Annotated in this window: 14 protein-coding genes and 4 pseudogenes; 10 read left to right on the top strand and 8 right to left on the bottom strand. The window is 59.3% G+C overall.

The genetic code is table 11. The features are described 5' to 3' along the window. Positions 1-653, bottom strand: a pseudogene (locus tag IF803_RS40620) (IS630 family transposase); the annotation flags it as partial. 21 nt (positions 654-674) lie between these two features. Further along, positions 675-991 (bottom strand): annotated as a pseudogene (locus IF803_RS40615) (IS630 family transposase); the annotation flags it as partial. Between the two features lie 82 nt (positions 992-1073). On the opposite strand from IF803_RS40615, the gene IF803_RS40610 reads away from it, so the two are divergent. Continuing rightward, positions 1074-2510, top strand: coding sequence for an IS701 family transposase (locus IF803_RS40610; protein ID WP_461195971.1), 1437 nt, complete (start codon positions 1074-1076; stop codon positions 2508-2510). A gap of 5 nt (positions 2511-2515) precedes the next feature. Here the strand turns inward: IF803_RS40610 and IF803_RS40605 are convergent. Further along, a pseudogene (locus IF803_RS40605) lies at positions 2516-3302 on the bottom strand (IS630 family transposase); the annotation flags it as partial. A gap of 34 nt (positions 3303-3336) precedes the next feature. On the opposite strand from IF803_RS40605, the gene IF803_RS40600 reads away from it, so the two are divergent. After that, positions 3337-3591, top strand: a complete 255-nt coding sequence (locus IF803_RS40600; protein ID WP_461195970.1) for a LexA family protein — start codon at positions 3337-3339, stop codon at positions 3589-3591. A 212-nt stretch (positions 3592-3803) separates the two neighbouring features. Further along, positions 3804-4037 (top strand): hypothetical protein, encoded by a 234-nt coding sequence (locus tag IF803_RS40595; protein WP_461195969.1) that lies wholly within the window; start codon positions 3804-3806, stop codon positions 4035-4037. On the opposite strand, the gene IF803_RS40590 is transcribed toward IF803_RS40595, so the two are convergent. Both IF803_RS40590 and IF803_RS40585 read right to left on the bottom strand, forming a co-directional pair. Continuing rightward, on the bottom strand, positions 4034-4918 hold the full coding sequence (locus IF803_RS40590; RefSeq protein WP_461195968.1) for a MaoC/PaaZ C-terminal domain-containing protein: 885 nt from the start codon (positions 4916-4918) through the stop codon (positions 4034-4036). The genes IF803_RS40595 and IF803_RS40590 overlap by 4 nt on opposite strands. 322 nt (positions 4919-5240) lie before the next feature. Beyond that, positions 5241-5558: a hypothetical protein gene (locus IF803_RS40585; RefSeq protein ID WP_461195967.1), complete on the bottom strand. Its 318-nt coding sequence runs from the start codon at positions 5556-5558 to the stop codon at positions 5241-5243. A gap of 1345 nt (positions 5559-6903) precedes the next feature. Here IF803_RS40585 and IF803_RS40580 point away from each other — a divergent pair. The 6 genes and pseudogenes from IF803_RS40580 to IF803_RS40555 form a co-directional block, all read left to right on the top strand. Continuing rightward, positions 6904-8076, top strand: coding sequence for an acetyl-CoA C-acyltransferase (locus tag IF803_RS40580; RefSeq protein ID WP_461195966.1), 1173 nt, complete (start codon positions 6904-6906; stop codon positions 8074-8076). An 834-nt stretch (positions 8077-8910) separates the two neighbouring features. Then, positions 8911-9075 (top strand): hypothetical protein, encoded by a 165-nt coding sequence (locus IF803_RS40575; RefSeq protein WP_461195965.1) that lies wholly within the window; start codon positions 8911-8913, stop codon positions 9073-9075. A 12-nt stretch (positions 9076-9087) separates the two neighbouring features. Beyond that, complete coding sequence (locus tag IF803_RS40570; RefSeq protein ID WP_461195964.1) at positions 9088-9993, top strand: acyl-CoA thioesterase domain-containing protein; 906 nt, start codon at positions 9088-9090, stop codon at positions 9991-9993. Further along, entirely contained in the window at positions 9990-10598 is a 609-nt protein-coding gene (locus tag IF803_RS40565) for a glutathione S-transferase family protein (protein ID WP_461195963.1), read from the top strand. The genes IF803_RS40570 and IF803_RS40565 overlap by 4 nt, the downstream gene beginning before the upstream one ends. A gap of 228 nt (positions 10599-10826) precedes the next feature. Then, complete coding sequence (locus IF803_RS40560; protein WP_461195962.1) at positions 10827-11936, top strand: 3-hydroxyacyl-CoA dehydrogenase NAD-binding domain-containing protein; 1110 nt, start codon at positions 10827-10829, stop codon at positions 11934-11936. A 159-nt stretch (positions 11937-12095) separates the two neighbouring features. Then, positions 12096-12227 (top strand): annotated as a pseudogene (locus IF803_RS40555) (carnitinyl-CoA dehydratase); the annotation flags it as partial. 58 nt (positions 12228-12285) lie between these two features. On the opposite strand, the gene IF803_RS40550 reads toward IF803_RS40555, so the two are convergent. The 3 genes from IF803_RS40550 to IF803_RS40540 all read right to left on the bottom strand — a co-directional run bounded on the left by IF803_RS40550 (position 12286) and on the right by IF803_RS40540 (position 15698). Further along, positions 12286-12858: a class I SAM-dependent methyltransferase gene (locus IF803_RS40550; RefSeq protein ID WP_461195961.1), complete on the bottom strand. Its 573-nt coding sequence runs from the start codon at positions 12856-12858 to the stop codon at positions 12286-12288. A gap of 79 nt (positions 12859-12937) precedes the next feature. Next, complete coding sequence (locus IF803_RS40545) at positions 12938-14851, bottom strand: UbiA family prenyltransferase (protein ID WP_461195960.1); 1914 nt, start codon at positions 14849-14851, stop codon at positions 12938-12940. A gap of 37 nt (positions 14852-14888) precedes the next feature. After that, positions 14889-15698, bottom strand: a complete 810-nt coding sequence (locus IF803_RS40540; protein ID WP_461195959.1) for a DegT/DnrJ/EryC1/StrS family aminotransferase — start codon at positions 15696-15698, stop codon at positions 14889-14891. A 581-nt stretch (positions 15699-16279) separates the two neighbouring features. On the opposite strand from IF803_RS40540, the gene IF803_RS40535 reads away from it, so the two are divergent. Beyond that, on the top strand, positions 16280-16640 hold a 361-nt coding region (locus IF803_RS40535; RefSeq protein WP_461195958.1), incomplete at its 3' end, for a hypothetical protein.

The following is a 16640-nucleotide window of genomic DNA, read 5'->3' as shown; positions in this document are numbered from 1 at the left end:
AGATGTGTATAAGAGACAGGCTTTCTTGGTAAGTTCAGCGAACCAGCGCTCGACCTGATTGATCCATGAAGCGGAAGTCGGCGTGAAGTGGACATGATAATGCGGCCGACGGGCGAGCCACCTTTGATCCTGGGTGTTTTGTGCGTGGCGTAATTGATTGTCCATGACGGTATGGACATTGAGACCTTCAGGAACTTGAGCATCGATCTCTATCAAAAACTTCAAGAATTCGACTGCCCGGTGCCGCTTGTAGCATTTGCCGATGACGAACCCCGAGACGATATCGAGCGCGGCAAACAGCGAGGTCGTTTCATGCCGCACATAGCTGTGCGTACGACGCACCGGTATGCCGGGCATCATCGGCAAGACCGGTTGCTCGCGATCGAGCGCCTGAATCTGGCTTTTCTCATCGATGCTGAGGACAAGGGCTCGGTTCGGCGGGATAGGTAAAAGCCGACGATGTCGCGTACCTTATCGACGAACAGCGGATCGCTCGACAGCTTGAATGTCTAACTACGGTGGGGCTGCAAGCCGAGTGCTGCCCACATTCGGCGGATCGAGGTGTGGGAAAAGCCAGTTTCCGCAGCCATCGAGCGGATCGACCAGTGCGTCGCATCGGCCGGCGTCGTCCGCAACGTCCGCTCGATCACCGCAGTACATTTGCACAGTAATTGTGACTCTTTGGAAGTGGCGGGGTAAGCGCGCTCCATTTTGGCGCGGGCCTTGTCTATTGTGAACATCCAATTGATGCGTGAGTGAGCGGCGTTTCGCCTGCGCTCCCAGGCGGCGATTTCGGGGCGCAGTCGCTTGTGATCGTCGATCCTGCGATTCAGGCACGGCCTGCGCAGGACGCCGATCTCGATCTCGACCATGTTGAGTCAGCTTGGGTGTTTGGAGGAGTAGTGGAGTTCGAGCCGTCGCAAGGTCCGCCTGGCTCGGTGGACGGGAACGCTTGATACAGGGCGCCGGCGGAGCGGGTCGATAAATTGTCCTAGCTAGTCTGACTGAGTCACAAAACCGCCGGCCAGAATCAGTGATGGTTGAAGCATGGACCATCAGCCGATGAGGCCGACATGAGCGGGCGTGGCACCAAGACGAGCGAGAAGCGATTTGCGGCGTATTTGGAAGGGCTTGCCAGTGTTATCGGTCATGCTGATCGGAAGGCGCCGCTGCGCGACTATTGCGTCGGCCTGATGGCCTGTGGCGGTCGCAAGAGTGTGGAGCCGATGGCGGCGGTGACAGCTCCGGAACGGACGGCCGCCCAGCATCAATCGCTGCTGCATTTCGTCGGCAGCGGCGCCTGGTCGGATGAGAAGGTGCTGGGCAAGGTACGCGAGATGGTCCTGCCGGCGATTGAACGCCAGGGCCCCATCGAAGCCTGGATCATCGACGATACCGGATTTCCCAAGCAGGGGCGACATTCGGTTGGAGTGGCACGGCAATATTGCGGGCAGCTCGGCAAGCAGGATAATTGTCAGGTGGCGGTGTCACTGTCGATTGCCAACCACCACGCCAGCCTACCTGTCGCCTATCGCCTTTATCTTCCGAAGGAATGGACTGCGGACCGCGATCGGCGGCGCAAAGTGGGCATTCCTGCCGAAGTCGGCTTCCGAACCAAGCCGGAGATCGCGCTGGAGCAGTTGCGATGGGCCTGTGCGAGCCGCCTTCCGCGCGGTGTCGTGCTGATGGACGCGGGCTATGGCAACAACAGCGACCTGCGCACGGAGATCACGGCGCTGGGATTGACCTATGTGGCGGGTCCTCTGTCGAGCACAACGGTATGGGCGCCCGGCACCGGTCCCTTGCCGCCGAAGCCATGGTCGGGCCGCGGCCGTCCACCGAAACTGTTGCGCCGCAACCGTCAGCATCAGCCGGCCGCCGTCAAGGCGCTCGCGATCGGCCTGCCGGCCAAAGCTTGGCGCGCCATCACGTGGCGGCAAGGAACGAACGAAAAGCTGACCTCGCGCTTTGCCCGCGTGCGGGTCCGTGCCGCGCATCGTGATTATTGGCAAACCACCCGGCGATTGGAGGAATGGTTGCTGATCGAATGGCCGAAAGGTGAGGACCAGCCTACCAAATACTGGCTCTCGACATTGCCGGATGATGTGGCATTCCGGACTCTCGTTGAGACGGCTAAATTGCGCTGGCGCATCGAACGCGACTATCAGGAACTCAAGCAGGAGGTCGGGCTCGGCCACTTCGAGGGACGCGGCTGGCGCGGCTTTCATCATCACGCAACGATGTGCATTGCAGCCTACGGATTCCTGATCTCCGAGCGGGAGACGATTCCCCCCTCAGGCGCTCGGCGCGCCCGGCCGATCCCGCTCGATCGCGTTCCCGCAGATTACAGACCCCGCGGATCTGCCGCTGCGGACCCAACGTCACATTCCAAATTCGATCGCGACGATGCGACGGCGGCTCGAACATGGGCTCATCCGAACGCTGTCGAGATGTCCTTGTTGTGCGATCAAGTTCGACCACCACACAGATCATCGTTTGTGACGCAGTAAGACTAGACGACTCGGATGATCTCGGCATCGGAATGGATGTCGACGAGATCGCGCATGTAGTGGGCATAGTCTTCTCCGGCTCGCCGAGGGTGACTTTAACCTTGTGCCAGGGACGATGCACGTCGAGAACAATGAAGAGATTGACTGGCCCATTGCGGCGATTCTGGTAATCGTAGCGTTCGAGCCGGCATGGCTCGGCCGGGATGGGCCGACGGACCTCGCCGATGAGCTGCACCGGGCTTTCGTCGAAGCATACCACCGGCCGCCTGGCATCGGGTCCCCTCGGCGTAGAGGTCGAGAACGTCCTCCATGCGGGCGACGCCCGCCATCGACCAGCGGAATTCACCACATGTCTTTGCGCCAGGGCTTGAGGCCATTTTCGGCTAATCGCAGCCGGACTGTTTCGTGCGACAGGCTGTTGTGTTCGGTGAGCTTGACCATGGCGCCTGCCAGCAGCTTTAGCGTCCAGCGGGCACGGCCCTCTCGGGGATCAGCGCAGGCCGTCGCCACCAGCAAAGCTTCTTCCTTGCCCGTGAGTTTGCGCTCCGCTCCGGGACGCAGCTCGTCGCTCAGCGCCCGCTCCAGATTGCCTTCCACGAAGCGTCGCTTGATCCGGTACACGGTCGAGCGCTCACGCCGGCGCTCCTTGCGATCTCCTCGTCGACGGCCCCGGCATCGGCAGCCAGCAAGACCTGTGCGCGCTTGGGCTTTCGGGACGCATGCTTGCCGCGCTGAGCAGTGCCCTGAGTTGCACTCGATTTGCCTGAGTTCGACCGGATAGCGTACATTCATACGTGCCTCCTCGTTCGAGGCACAACTGAATCGAATGGCCGGTGGGCGTCCATCAACAACCTTCACGCCCAAGCAGGGGCAGTATCTGGCCTTCATCCGCCTCTATACGCGGCTGCACCGCAGACCTCCGGCCGAAACCGAAATGCAGGAATACTTTCGCGTCAGCCCGCCTTCGGTTCACCAGATGGTGCTTACGCTCGAGCGCACCGGCCTCATCAGAAGGCAGCCAAGGGCGCCTCGCAGCATCGAGGTCCTCGTTGATCCGAAACGCCTGCCGGAGCTAATATGACCATTTGACCCACCCGGTCAAAATCACTGTGCAGGGGCACTAGCATGTCGGATTTGCCTGCTAGGTACACTCAGCCTTTCTCCATTTCATCGCCTGCGACCAGTCCAGGGAGCAGCGCTATGCCTTGTTCGCCCAGCGCAAATCCACCAGGCAGCACCGAGCGTGTCTCCAAAATCGGCGCTGCTCCCCTGAGGGCGTCGTCGGCATCCAGTGTGAACGACGAGCGCCGGACTGTGCGGAAATGGACCAGCGAGTCCTGCCGCTACAGCCAGAACTACTGCGATTCGGGGAACAAGCAGCGGCTGCAGGTCGAGCCAGCACGCCAGGCAAAGGCCGGGGCTTCTTTCCTGATCGCGGCACGGGCCGTCCCATTGCGCGATGTCGAAGATGATCGCGGTCAAATGGCCAAGGGGCTGGACCTGTGCATCATTAGCGGCCGCGCCTAGCTGCGCAGCACGGTCTTGCCGTTCTTGATCACGGTCGCGCCGCGCTCGATCACCCTGGCCTCGAAGGAGATCACGGCGCCGTCCCGCCAGAGATCTACAGTGATGGTGTCGCCGGGAAATACGGGCGCTGAGAAGCGCGCCTGATGGCTCAGGATCCTCGTGGGATCGTGATCGCAGAACTCCAGTATCACGGCGCGGCAGGTGATGCCGAAGGTGCACAGGCCATGGAGGATCGGTCGCGGGTAACCCGCCCGCTTGGCTACATCGGGATCAGAATGCAGCGGATTGAGGTCGCCGTTCAACCGATAGAGCAGCGCCTGGTCTGGCCGGGTGTCGAATGGGACCGACAGGTCTGGCCTGCGCGTCGGCACAGGGTGCGGCTCGGGCCCGCCCTTCGACGGCCCGCCGAAGCCGCCGTCTCCGCGGGCAAACGTCGTGCCGATGAGCGTGACGACCTTCTCGCCCGGCTCGTCGATCCACACGGTCTCGTCGACGACGATTGCGCCCTTATCCTTGCCCTTGTCGTAGGCGCCGATCGTGCGGGTGGTGGCCGTGAACGTCCCGAACGACGGCAGCGGCTTATGTAGCTCCACCTTCTGCTCTCCGTGTACCAGCGTCAGGAGATCCAGCTCGCTGGTCCGGAGCCCCGGCTTCTGGTCCAGCACGGGACCGGTGCGCCGTCCCATGCCCCATGCCAGCACCGTGGCGGCCGTCGGTACGACCTTGAGATTCTTCTCATCGAGGAACGAGAGCTCGCGCTCGTCCATGGGATCTCGGCCCATGCCGATCCCCAGCGCATACAGCATCACGTCCTTGTCACGATAGGTGAAGGTGCGGGGCTTGGTCTTCTGCTCCAGTATGTCGGGGTAGTAGATCGGCATGAAATTTCCTCCTGAATCTGAACCCGATAAGAAGTTCGAGGACTTGTCTTCTATGGCTGCGATTGCCATAAGCACGATTTGCAACGGCACCTGTACGGCCGGCCGCCTCATGAGCGAGGCGTCCCATCACACTATGATCCGCCTCCCGCTGCGGCTCTTGATACCTTTGGGACCAGTATCGATCACCGCAGGCGCCGTTCAGTCAGCAGCGAAGACGGCGTGTTCGTCGTTTCCGGTCTGAACTCGGCACCGCCGTCTGCCGCGACGAATGCGACGTTGGCGCGGCCGATGCTTCGCAGCAGGGCACAACACGAGAGAAGCTTCAGGATCGCGACACTTCCCGGTTCACCTCGTCCGAGATGTCGGCGGCCGGCATGGCGCTGCTGGCTGGTGATGCTGCGAATAACGGCAGCTTGCGAAGCGCGGCGCCGATGTCAATGCGCGTGTTGCGCTCGAGAGAGCGCTGATCAACGACCGTTACAGGCGTGGGAGCCTGATAGCCCTGCACCCGAATACGTAAAGCGGTGAGCACAATGCTCTCGACTTTAGTTGGTTTGTAGCTCGAGACCTCAAATCGCGCCCACCTCAGCTTGGAAATTATCGCGAACGCCGCCCGAGCCAAGAGTTTCGGCTCGCTCATCCTTGGTAGCCCCTCTGGTTCTTGCAAGCTTGAAAACTATACGTCTATTCCGCGCCGATTGGCTGTTGGATTAGAATGATGGCGCGGCATTTCTTCATTCTTCCTCAATTTGGCGCAGTTTTTTCTCGCTTGAAATGGGGAGCGCCCAACCCAACGCAGGACGCCGATATCAGGCTCCCTTTGGTCACGCTGGGTCGATGCCACCCCCCGGCTGCAGGTTCGTACGCAACACATTGCATGGCCTCCGCCGCGCCGGTCTGCATTCGAAATCGCCCCCTTCGACGGGGCCATGCGTCGAGCCGCACTGTACTCACCCTGCCCTGGGCTGCTTCAAGTCCCCTGGTCCAGTCGGCTGCTCAGAACGACCCAAGCGCCATCATGCCGTCGACGTTCAGCATTTCACTGATGGATGTATGCTACCCTCAGTCCGACCACCCGTCTGAAATCGTCGACGAGATCTGACGCCCAGCCTCTACCGCCTTCCACCAGCGGTTGGGCTCGGACACCACGATTGGAAAGCAAACCTTGCTAAATATCGAGATCTGATGAGTGAGCTGGCTGTGGACGCGTCTTGCTCTCTCCTTGAGAGACGATCACCGGAGCTGTCGCAGCCCACAGCTCGTGGGGATTGGCCTGCACGCGGTCCCTGCCCTCAAGGTCGCATAGCGCGCTGACGCAAGTAGACCTCGTGCGAACACGCGGTGAATCCGTCAAAGTCCAACGCAGGCCGCGCGCTAGAGAGGAATCCGGTCATCCGCGGCAGGCAGCCTGACCGGATGCCTGCTGATTTGGCATTGCACGATCCAAACAGCTGGCATGCCGCTCGAGTGGGCATATGCTCTTAATCAGCATCTGATGTCGGAGTCGAATTGCGCGGTGAAGCGCGCTAAACCCGCGATTTTCGCTAGAACCCTGCGTGGAGTTCTCAGAAGTCAGCGATTTTATTCACCGGCGGTGAGTTAGCGTGAATCTTATCCGCTGGCCCTTCCAAATGTTGGTGTGCCCAGCCGGGTGCAGGAGGCCGATGTTTGAAAGCTGAAAATGGCTGAAGGATATTCAATGTTGAGCGAGGGCACACTGATCCTCGAGAAAGCCCCCAGCCAGCGCGCCTCCGACGCCGATGTCTTGGTATATTGCTGCAGCTTGTCCTACACCGGCGGTTCGTTGTTCTGGGCGGCACGGTCCGGCTTTCGAAGATCAGCGATGGGTCGAGGCCACGTTGAACGCCTCGGCAAGACTACTAGTTTGACCGCGACTAGCGCGACTCGCACCTGAAAACGCCAGCATTATTGAACGTCCATGTCCATCCCCTTGTACACCAAACACGATCGACAGGAGTTTTCCAATGCGCGAAGCGGTCATTGTTTCAACAGCCCGCACTCCAATAGGGCGAGCATACAAGGGGGCTTTCAACATCACGCCCTCCCCCACGCTCGCTGCGCAGGCAATCCGAGCCGCGGTCGAGCGCTCGGGCATCGATCCTGTCGAAATCGATGATTTGATTCTGGGCTCGGCACTTCCACAAGGTGTGCAACAGTCCGTTGGTCGAACAGCGGCCCTGCGCGCAGGCCTGCCCGTATCTGTTTCAGGCATGACAATCGACCGTCAGTGCTCCTCTGGGCTGATGGCAATCGCGACCGCTGCCAAACAGGTGATGGTCGATCGTATGGATGTCGTTGTCGCCGGCGGCGTAGAATCCATTTCCATGGTGGAGACTGAGGATGCCCGCTTCGGATCCGACCCCGAACTGCTCGCGATGCATCCCGACATTCACATGCCAATGATACAGACGGCCGAGGTGGTGGCAAAACGTTATGGCATCTCCCGGGAGCGTCAGGACGCCTACGCGCTGCGATCGCAGCAGCTGACCGCGAAGGCGCAGGAAGCCGGTGCCTTTGAGGGCGAGATCATTCCGGTTACGGCCACAATGGCTGTCGCCGACAAAGCGACTGGCACGATCTCCAACAAGGAAGTGTCCCTTACGAAGGACGAGGGTAATAGGCCAGGAACTACGTTCGAAGCGCTGGCATCGCTCAAGCCCGTTGTGGAGGACGGCTTTATTACCGCCGGCAATGCGTCCCAACTCTCCGACGGCGCGTCAGCCTGTGTCATAATGGAAGCAGAAGTGGCCGCTAAGCGTAGCATCGCTCCATTGGGACGCTATGTCGGCATGGCCGTCGCGGGGACCGAGCCGGATGAAATGGGCATCGGACCCGTATTTGCCGTTCCCAAGTTGCTGCGCCAGTTTGGCCTCTCCTCCAACGATATCGGCTTGTGGGAGCTCAATGAAGCCTTTGCCGTTCAGGTGCTCTACTGCCAGGACCAGCTCGGAATTCCCGACGAACGTCTCAACGTAAATGGTGGGGCTATCTCGATCGGACATCCTTACGGCATGTCGGGCGCTCGCATGGTCGGCCATGCGCTGCTCGAGGGCAAAAGGCGTGGCGCCCGCTATGTCGTCGTGACAATGTGCATTGGAGGCGGCATGGGCGCTGCAGGGCTTCTGGAAGTTCTGTGATGCGCGCGCTACTGCCGTCGAGTGTGAGAGCGGATCACGCGCATCGACGCGGGCGCCTGCAAGGCGCCGCGTCTGCGTGCCGGACTCCGGCCGGAAATAAGGCCTCGGATGGGTGCCATCGTCGATCGCCAGCAGGTCGGCAACGCGGGGGCGCGATAACGGACTCTACGGATACGCTGAAATTAACCGCGGCCTTCGGCAAAGCTTTTCGCGGCTGACTCGCAGCTTCAGACGTGATCTCCTGCTACGCATCTTCGTCCCCGACCACTCCTCGTTCGCGCTTCGAACGTTCCCGCAGGCGTGCTGGCCGAATCGGGAAATACCAAACTCGCCTGAGGCGGCGGACATGCCAACTCAGGGGACACGGTCGAGCGTCGCAATGCGTTGCCGAAAAGCGGGATCAGAATCATTATCCGCTCGATTGCATGAATTCTTCGGGCGCGAGCAGCTCAACGCGCGATTTCGGCTAAACGGACGGCCAGATTTCGGAAATGCGACTTTGAGCTTCCCTATCATGGCTGGGCTCGCGCCCAAAGGGACAGAAAGATTTCCAGACGGCCCCTCGCAACAAGTATTTTTCACTTACGCAGACCGGAAGGAATCCGGGAGACGAAGAGGCAACCGTTCTTGAAATTCACGACAGCCGCAGCTGCCAGCGCGTCTCGAGCCACATGACGGCAACGCGGCCTATGGCGATCGCACAGAAGGAATTTGGCAATGAACTTCTATGGAGGGGCGACTCGTGGTCGACAGATATAGCTTCGAAGGCCGGCGCGCGTACCACAAGGATAAGCGCGACATGGGATCGACCATCAGCTAGCCTTCGAAAAATCGATGAAGGCGACCTGCAAATCCCCTGACGTGTTGCGCTATGACGCCGAGCATTGCTTCATGAACGAGAAGCACCCGGACCACGATCTGGTGGCAGCTGGACTCGCCTGGCACCGGATGATCGCGTTCGGCAGGAGCAGCCTTTGCATGTTGATGCTGATTCGCTAAGGACTGCTTGGAATGAACAGCGACGCGGTGTTGTTGAGAGAAGTACTCGACATCCTCGAGCCCGAACCCATCGAAGCGAACCGGTTCCGTGGATGCAGCCTCGACCTTGGTTGGGGCTACATCTTCGGCGGACAGTTCGTTGGACAGGCGCTGGCGTCTGCCGAACGGACGGTTCGCGAGGACCAGGCGGCCCATTCGCTGCACGGCTATTTCCTGGAGCCGGGCGATGAACGCTTGCCGGTCACCTACGAGGTCGAGCGGATGCGCGACGGCAAGAGCTTCGCAACCCGGCGTGTGAACGCTTTGCAGGACGGCCGCATCGTCTTCACTTTGACAGCCTCGTTCCAGTGTCAAGAAGCAGGGTTCGAGCACCAGGACCCCATGCCGCCGACGGCGGGCCCAGAAGGCTTCCTTTCCCAGGCGCAGATCGCTCGCACGCACCTCGACAGGAGGCCGGACGCGGCTCGCACACAGTTGTCGTTTGAGCGCGCCATCGAAATTCGCCCTGTCGATCCAGTCGACCTCCTGAATCCCGAAGCAAAGCCGCCGCTGCACGGCATTTGGTATCGCGCCTTGGGCACGCTTCCAGATCGGCCGGTTCTGCATCGCGCCCTGCTCGCCTATGTGTCGGACATGAGCATTTTGTCGGTGGCCCTTCGGCCGCATGCCCTGACCTGGGTCACACCCGGCATGCAGTCCACCAGCCTGGACCATGCCGTCTGGTTCCACCGGCCATTCCGGATGGACGAGTGGCTCCTCTGCGTGATTGACAGCCCATCGTTGAGCGGTGCCCGCGCCTTTACACGCGGCCGGTTCTTCACCAAGGACGGCCGTCTCGTCGCTTCGGCGGCCCAGGAAGGGCTGATCCGGTGTGCCGACCTAAACCCTAGAATCGAAATGACCAAGCACTCAGCATGATGGTTCTGCACTCGTACGCTTCCTCGCCATACTCGCGCAAGGTACGCATGGCCCTCCAGTTGCTAGGTCTGGCCGACTGCGTCGAAACGCGCGAACCTGATCTGTACGACGCCGCCGACCCGTTGCTGCGAGCCAATCCGCTCGGCAAGGTTCCGGTTCTTGTGCGCGACGACGGCATTGCCGTCTACGACTCGCCCGTCATCATGGAATATCTCGATCATCTTGCCGGCGGCGGACGCATCATCCCGCGCGAGCCCGAGGCGCACATCAAGACCTTGACGCTCGAAGCTATGTGCGACGGAGCGCTTGATGCCTGCCTGCTCATCAGGGCGGAGGGCATCTACTGGCCTCCTGAGCAACACTCCGCCCGCTACGTTGAGCGTCAGGCCGAAAAGGTCAAACGCGTTCTCGCGGCAGTCGAAAGCGCGCCGCCAGGCGTGTCGGGCATGCCGGATGTCGGCCAGATTTCGCTCGCATGCCTCCTCGGCTATCGGGATTGCCGCTTCGACGGCAGCTGGCGCGAAAAACAGCCGCGCCTGCATGCATGGCATGACGAGTTCGCCGCAGCGGTGCCCGCCTTTCCCGGCACCACGCCGCACGACTAGGCCGGGCGGGTTGATCAATGCACGCTTGGGACGATCGCGATGGGCTTCGCCGCGATCAGCTGTTCAACGGGGTACCGCCGCCGGTCGGGGCGCGCACGGCGACTGCAGGCGACAAGACGGTGCGGCGAGTCGGGGATGGTCTTCCACATGATGCCGGGCCTGTAGCTCAAGGACACTGGAGTGTCCATCACGTGGTCGTTTGCTGTTGCCGAGTCGGGAGGCGCTCCCATGACCTTCACACGGCGCAAGCTGTTCTTGAACTCGCAATTTGGACCGCGGAAAAGAACTCACGGCTCGCGAACATTCGTCGAAGCGAACAAGGAATCAAAGATCATGTCCAAGAAATCCATCTCCGCGTCAGGTTATCTGCCCCGAGCCGTCGCCCTTTTGGGCGGCGGGATCATCGGCGGCGGTTGGGCAGCACGTTTTCTCCTTAGCGGAGTGGATGTCAAACTGTACGACCCAGCTCCGGGCTCGGCCGAAGCTGTGCGCAAGGTCGTCGACAGCGCGCGGCGGGCTTACGAGCAAATGGGCCTTTCGTTACCGGCTCAGGGAAATCTGACGATGGTGGACACGGTCGAGGAGGCCGTTTGCGACGTGGATCTCGTGCAGGAATCTGCGCCGGAGCGGCTGGATCTGAAGCAGAAATTGCTCCCCAAGGCCAGCAAGGCCGCTGCACCGAAGACCCTGATCTGCTCGTCGACCTCGGGATTCATGCCGTCTGCGCTGCAGGAAGGCGTGGAGCATCCCGAGCGTCTGATCGTCGCGCATCCGTTCAATCCTGTGTACCTCCTGCCGCTGGTCGAACTGTGCGGCGGGCCTCGCGTGCCGTCGAGCGTCCTGGAGCGCGCGGCGGAGATCTTCCGAGCCGTGGGCATGCACGCACTCGTCCTGCGTAAAGAGATCGGGGGCTTCATCGCGAACCGCATCCAAGAAGCGATCTGGCGCGAGGGCCTGTGGCTAGTGCACGACGATGTGGCCACTGTGGAGGATGTGGACGACGCGATCCGATATTCTTTTGGGCTGCGACTCGCCATCAGAGGGCCTTTCCACATGGGCGGGGGCGGGGCCGCCATGCGCCAATCCCTCGAGAAATGGGGACCCGATGTGCGCTCACAGTGGACGAACTTTCCCGCTCCCGAGCACGACAAGGCATTCATCGATAAGCTCTCAGCGCAGTCGGGTGCGCGCAGCGACAAATCGACCAGCGCCCAGGTTGAAAAGAAGCGCGACGAGTGTCTCGTGGCCATCCTGCAGGCGCTTCAGGGCGAGAACTACGGCGCCGGCAGTTCGTTCCTCCAGTGGGAAAAAGCGCTGCGTTCGCAAGCAGGCAAGTAGTTGAGGGTGGAGGCCCGTGACCAACGTTCATATCAAAGGAAACGAATCACGGGCGCAGGCCGAGGAGAGCATCCCAAGGCCGACGTCGAAATTTGCGGATCGTGAATGTAGAGGGGAGCGAGAACATCCTCGTAAGGATCGCGTTTAGGAGCATGGAAAATGTCTGATGTTGTGACCGCTCGCCGCGAAAGCGGGATTCTCGAAGTTGCGCTCGACCGCCCGAAGGCAAATGCGATCGACGCGCTGTCGTCGCAGTTGATGGGCGAAATTTTTAAGACGTTCCACGACGATCGGGACACTCCGCAGTCTCAATTACTGGCACGCCCTCGGTGGCAGCGCTTCGAACGTTCTAGGGTTTTCGGAATACCAAAAGCTCGTGCCTATAAAACAATTTCGTGTACTGGGAGCGAAGGATCAATTGCAGGTCGAAGTTTGCACCCCAATCCAGCGCGGCTTCGAGCGGCAGATAACGGATCATTTCCCTTGCGATGACTATGTCATGCAGCCGGTTGAGAAAGGCATTTAAGAACGGCTCGTCCGCCATATCCTTGTAAATGAAAAAACCACGCGATTTGATTCGTTTGACGCATCCTGCGAAAGTGGCAGTGCGGTATTCGGGCGGAACATGGTGCATGACATCGATCATCATCGCCACATCGAACTGCTTTTGGGGGAGGTCGTCGATCGAGTCCATGACCTGAAATGTCAGGTCAGACTGCGGGTAATTTTTTGCCGCCAGCGCGGCTTGCGCAACAGCTTTCGAACTAACATCGGCTCCGTAGCCGCTCGAGATCCGACCGAGCGCGGCGAGTGTAATCAGATGCGTCCCCATTCCGCAGCCAATATCAAGGACAGAGGCGCCTTGAGGTATGTGTTCATAGAGCGGCCAAGGCGGGCAGACGTCTGGCCGATGCCGGATCATAAACCGCTGGAGAACTCCTGCAGTGGGATAAGCCGGCAAGATATCGGGAAGGGGTTGGACCACGGTATGTGCGGTAAGTTCAAATGGCGATTATGATTACGACAGCGATCGAGGCGAGAGCAATTGCGCTGATACGGTCCCTCAATGCAAAGACAATGGGGTCGTCGTCCATTAGACGCCGGTGCGCCATCATGAGCACCCTCCCTATCCAATAGAGAAGAATTGGACAGATGAGCCATAGTGCCTGCGGATGTCGATAGAGTATCTGCACATCGGGCGATGTAACATAGAGTGCAAAGATCGTGATAGCGTTCAGGCCAGACGCAGCAGCTAGAGCGGTAACGACATCAACGTCGCCAATCCCGTAGTCACGGTCTGAACGATTTGGGAGGCCGCGGTCGAGTCTCGTCGATAGTTCAACGTAGCGTTTGATTAGCGCCAGCGATGTAAAGATGAACATAGAGAAGATGAAAAGCCACTCCGAAATTTGAATTCCAGTTGCCGCGCCCCCTGCAACAATGCGCGCCGTGTAGAGCATAGCCAGCACAACGACGTCCACAACCATCTTGCGCTTCAAATAGACAGAATAAGCACTTGTTAGGACGAAATAGCCAACCAATACCCCGACAAACTCAAGTGAGATTGTGGTTGCCAGCATCAGAGAAAATAGGAGGAACGCCGGAATCATGAGCAAGCCGGTCCGAAGTTGGAGGAGACCACTCGCAAAGGGGCGCGCACGCTTGCTAGAGTGCGCGCGATCAGATTTAAGATCTAATAGATCGTTGAGAATATAGACGGCAGACGCGCAAGCGCAAAAAGCTAGAAAGGCGATCACATCTGTTATGATGTTAGCCAGCGTAAGTTGATGCGAGGTCGCCAATGGTACAAAAACAAGGACATTCTTGACATATTGGTGGACCCGAAGGGCCTTGAACCATCCCCGCCCGCCGGCATTCCCGTCATCTAATGCGACGTAGCTACCCTTGAGCGCAACGAGCCGACTCTTTACCGCCTTGGAAAGGCTGACGCCGTAGGCTTTATCGGCAATCTTCCACACATGAAAATCTGAGGGACCGTTGCCGATGTAATCAAATCCGCTCTCACCGAAGGTAGCTGTGAGTATCTCGGCCTTCAAAGATCCTGACAAGTTCGTTTTTGCGTCAGAGGCAAACCAACCATCGAAGATGCCCAAGTGATCTGCGATGCCCTTTGCGTGCTTCGCGTTGGCTGCAGTAGCAAGGTAAACTTTCCTGCCCCGCTTTTTGGCTGCATGGATGAAATCCATAACGCAGGAGTTGTAAGGGAGAGTCGCGTAATCCAGTTCGGACACCTGGGCAAGGTGGTGCTTTACGGCCGCTTTGCCGTTGGCCAGAGCTCGGACCGCTGCAAAATTCGCGTGGAACCCACCAGGTAAGACGTTTAAAAGACACTCATATAGCACATCCGTTAGCAGCAAAGATCCGTCTAGATCTACCACCAACGGTTTATCGCGGGGAACCTCCATATCGGAGGCTTTAGCATCATCGCTGGTGCGCCGGACGCCGTTGAGAACTTTTAGCAAAACGTCATCGATTTGCATCGAATGACCGATGTAGGCAATGTAGCCATCCCGGTCGACGAGGAACGAGGTAGGAACCCCGAAAGAAAAACTGGGTTCCATCCAAAGTTTGTTCATTTCTCCCGTGTAGTCGAACGCGATTCGATAGTTTGGATTCGAGAAATTTTTTGCCAACCACGAGTCCAACTTGGTTCGGGCCTCGTCCGCCGTTCGAGCGCGTTCATGGGCTGCGACTCCGACAACATGAAGTCCGCTGTCTTTGTGTTTCTCTTGCAGCTGTACCAGATGAGGCATCGCCGCCATACATGGCTTGCACCAAGTTGCCCAAAATTCGATGATGTATACTTTCCCGCGCTGGAAGCTCGAGAGGGGCTGGCCGCGCAGCCAGCTCTCCACTTTGATCGGAGGAGCGAGGGACCCGATGCGCAACACCATGTTGCTCTCCAATGCTACTATTAAACGCTGCACGACTTTATGCGCGAGCTCGTTTCTCTCTCAGAAACGGGGCAGTCGCGGCCCCATCGCGAAAAGTCTCCATCGCCTCCCCAATCCGGGATGGCTGGCAAAGGCCGCCGTCGCCCATCGTGATGTGCTGTGCGGGATAGAGGCTCAGGGTGCCGATCTCCCCAAACGTCCCCCACATGCCAGCCGTTGAGCGTTGCGCCAAGCGCGCTGCAGCAGTCTTCGATGAGAAAGAGGTTATGCCGCTTGGCAACCTCGGCAATCCTCGCAGCATTGAACGGATTCCCAAGTGCGTGAGCCGCCATGATAGCTGCGTTTGCGGCGTGATCGGCGCCTCGACGAACTCGGGTGTAACGTTGCAAGTGGGAATGTCGATATCGATGAGGACTGCGCCATCGCCCACAGCATGGTGGGATTGCCGGTCGTTGGAAATCCGGTTGCTGCCGTGACTTTGGCTGCCGGGCTGCAATATGCGCTCCCCGAGCAGGGGGGAGGTCAGAGCTGAAAAGACAACTAGATTTGTCGACGAACCGGAGTGGACTGCGAGCGCAACGCGCTGTGCGAGCTTGGCCTGAAACTCGCTGTTGAAGTGACCCGCGGTGAGCCAGAATTCGACCGCAGCATCCGCCTGATGCACATTGGTGTTGTCGAAGACGCGACCGGAGACAGGCGCCGACGAATAATTCGCGGCAGAGAGTTTCCAGCCGTGAGTCAGCGCGCAGTGGTGTTCGACCAGCTGATGGATTTGACGCCGGAGGTCTTCTACCTGCAGGGCCGACCCGACGGTCTCAGACGCCGGTGTGCATTGGATCGTCATCATGATACCCTGGAGGTTGGATTGAAAATGCCGGGTCGATCACTGACGTGTTTTCTTCGCACGCAAACATTCGGCGTAGTAGCGCCCGAGAAGGCGCGGATCTGTATGTTCCTCGACGCTATCTCGCGCCACGGACATCCCATGAGCCGACCAAGCGTTACGCTGCCGTGCGTCACTGACGTCGATTTGATTGTGCTCATCGAATAGCCGATAATTGGCCAGCTAGTGCCGGCGCCTACCTCAGCCGCTAATGCGACCGCAGACTTGTCACAAGTTGCCGGTATTGCAGCTTGCATGGAGTTGTTCGTCCAGGTGATCGTGCAGATGCCGGCATCACGAGCGTGCGGCATTCGTCAAGTGAGGAGTCGGCGCATCGATTAGGACGGTCGACGAACAGATTGTTCTCGACTGATCTTGCATGCCGTCTCCTTGCAAGTGCGTTTGACCGGCCCAATGTTCATCAACCGACACATGGCATGTGTCTGTCATCCAGATCAATCACTAGCGTTGGTAGTTGACCGCACACAAATCGTTGCATCTCCGCATAGATGCACAACAGACAGCTAAGCCGTGACAACCAGGGAATGTTCGATGTTGATATCGGAAGCTCAAAAAAAGGAACGCACGTCGCGACGGCGGGCAAAGCCTCGTTCAATTCGGGAATCCTTACTCTGCTCGGGATTCCGTACGATGCCCGACATCTTGTCGCCCAGGCGATCCGAAGCAGCGCGAATCGGAAACCAAATTCCTTCTCAGTAGCTACCAACCAAATTAGCAAGGCCCCGGCATGGACTCGCTGCTGTCACCGCCAGATGGTGGCGTCGATGCAATCTACGTGGGCGGACCGAGGCTATCCGCTGCAATGCCGGGTAGAGTCGACGACTGGCGCGGTGACCGTAGGTCGCGAGGCTTTACTGGTCCGGCTGCTTTCGCCAGTTGCCGGTG

The sequence above is a fragment of the Bradyrhizobium sp. UFLA06-06 genome (assembly GCF_054820065.1).
The sequence above is the reverse complement of the archived record's forward strand: the minus strand, read 5'-3'. Positions and strand labels throughout refer to the sequence as shown.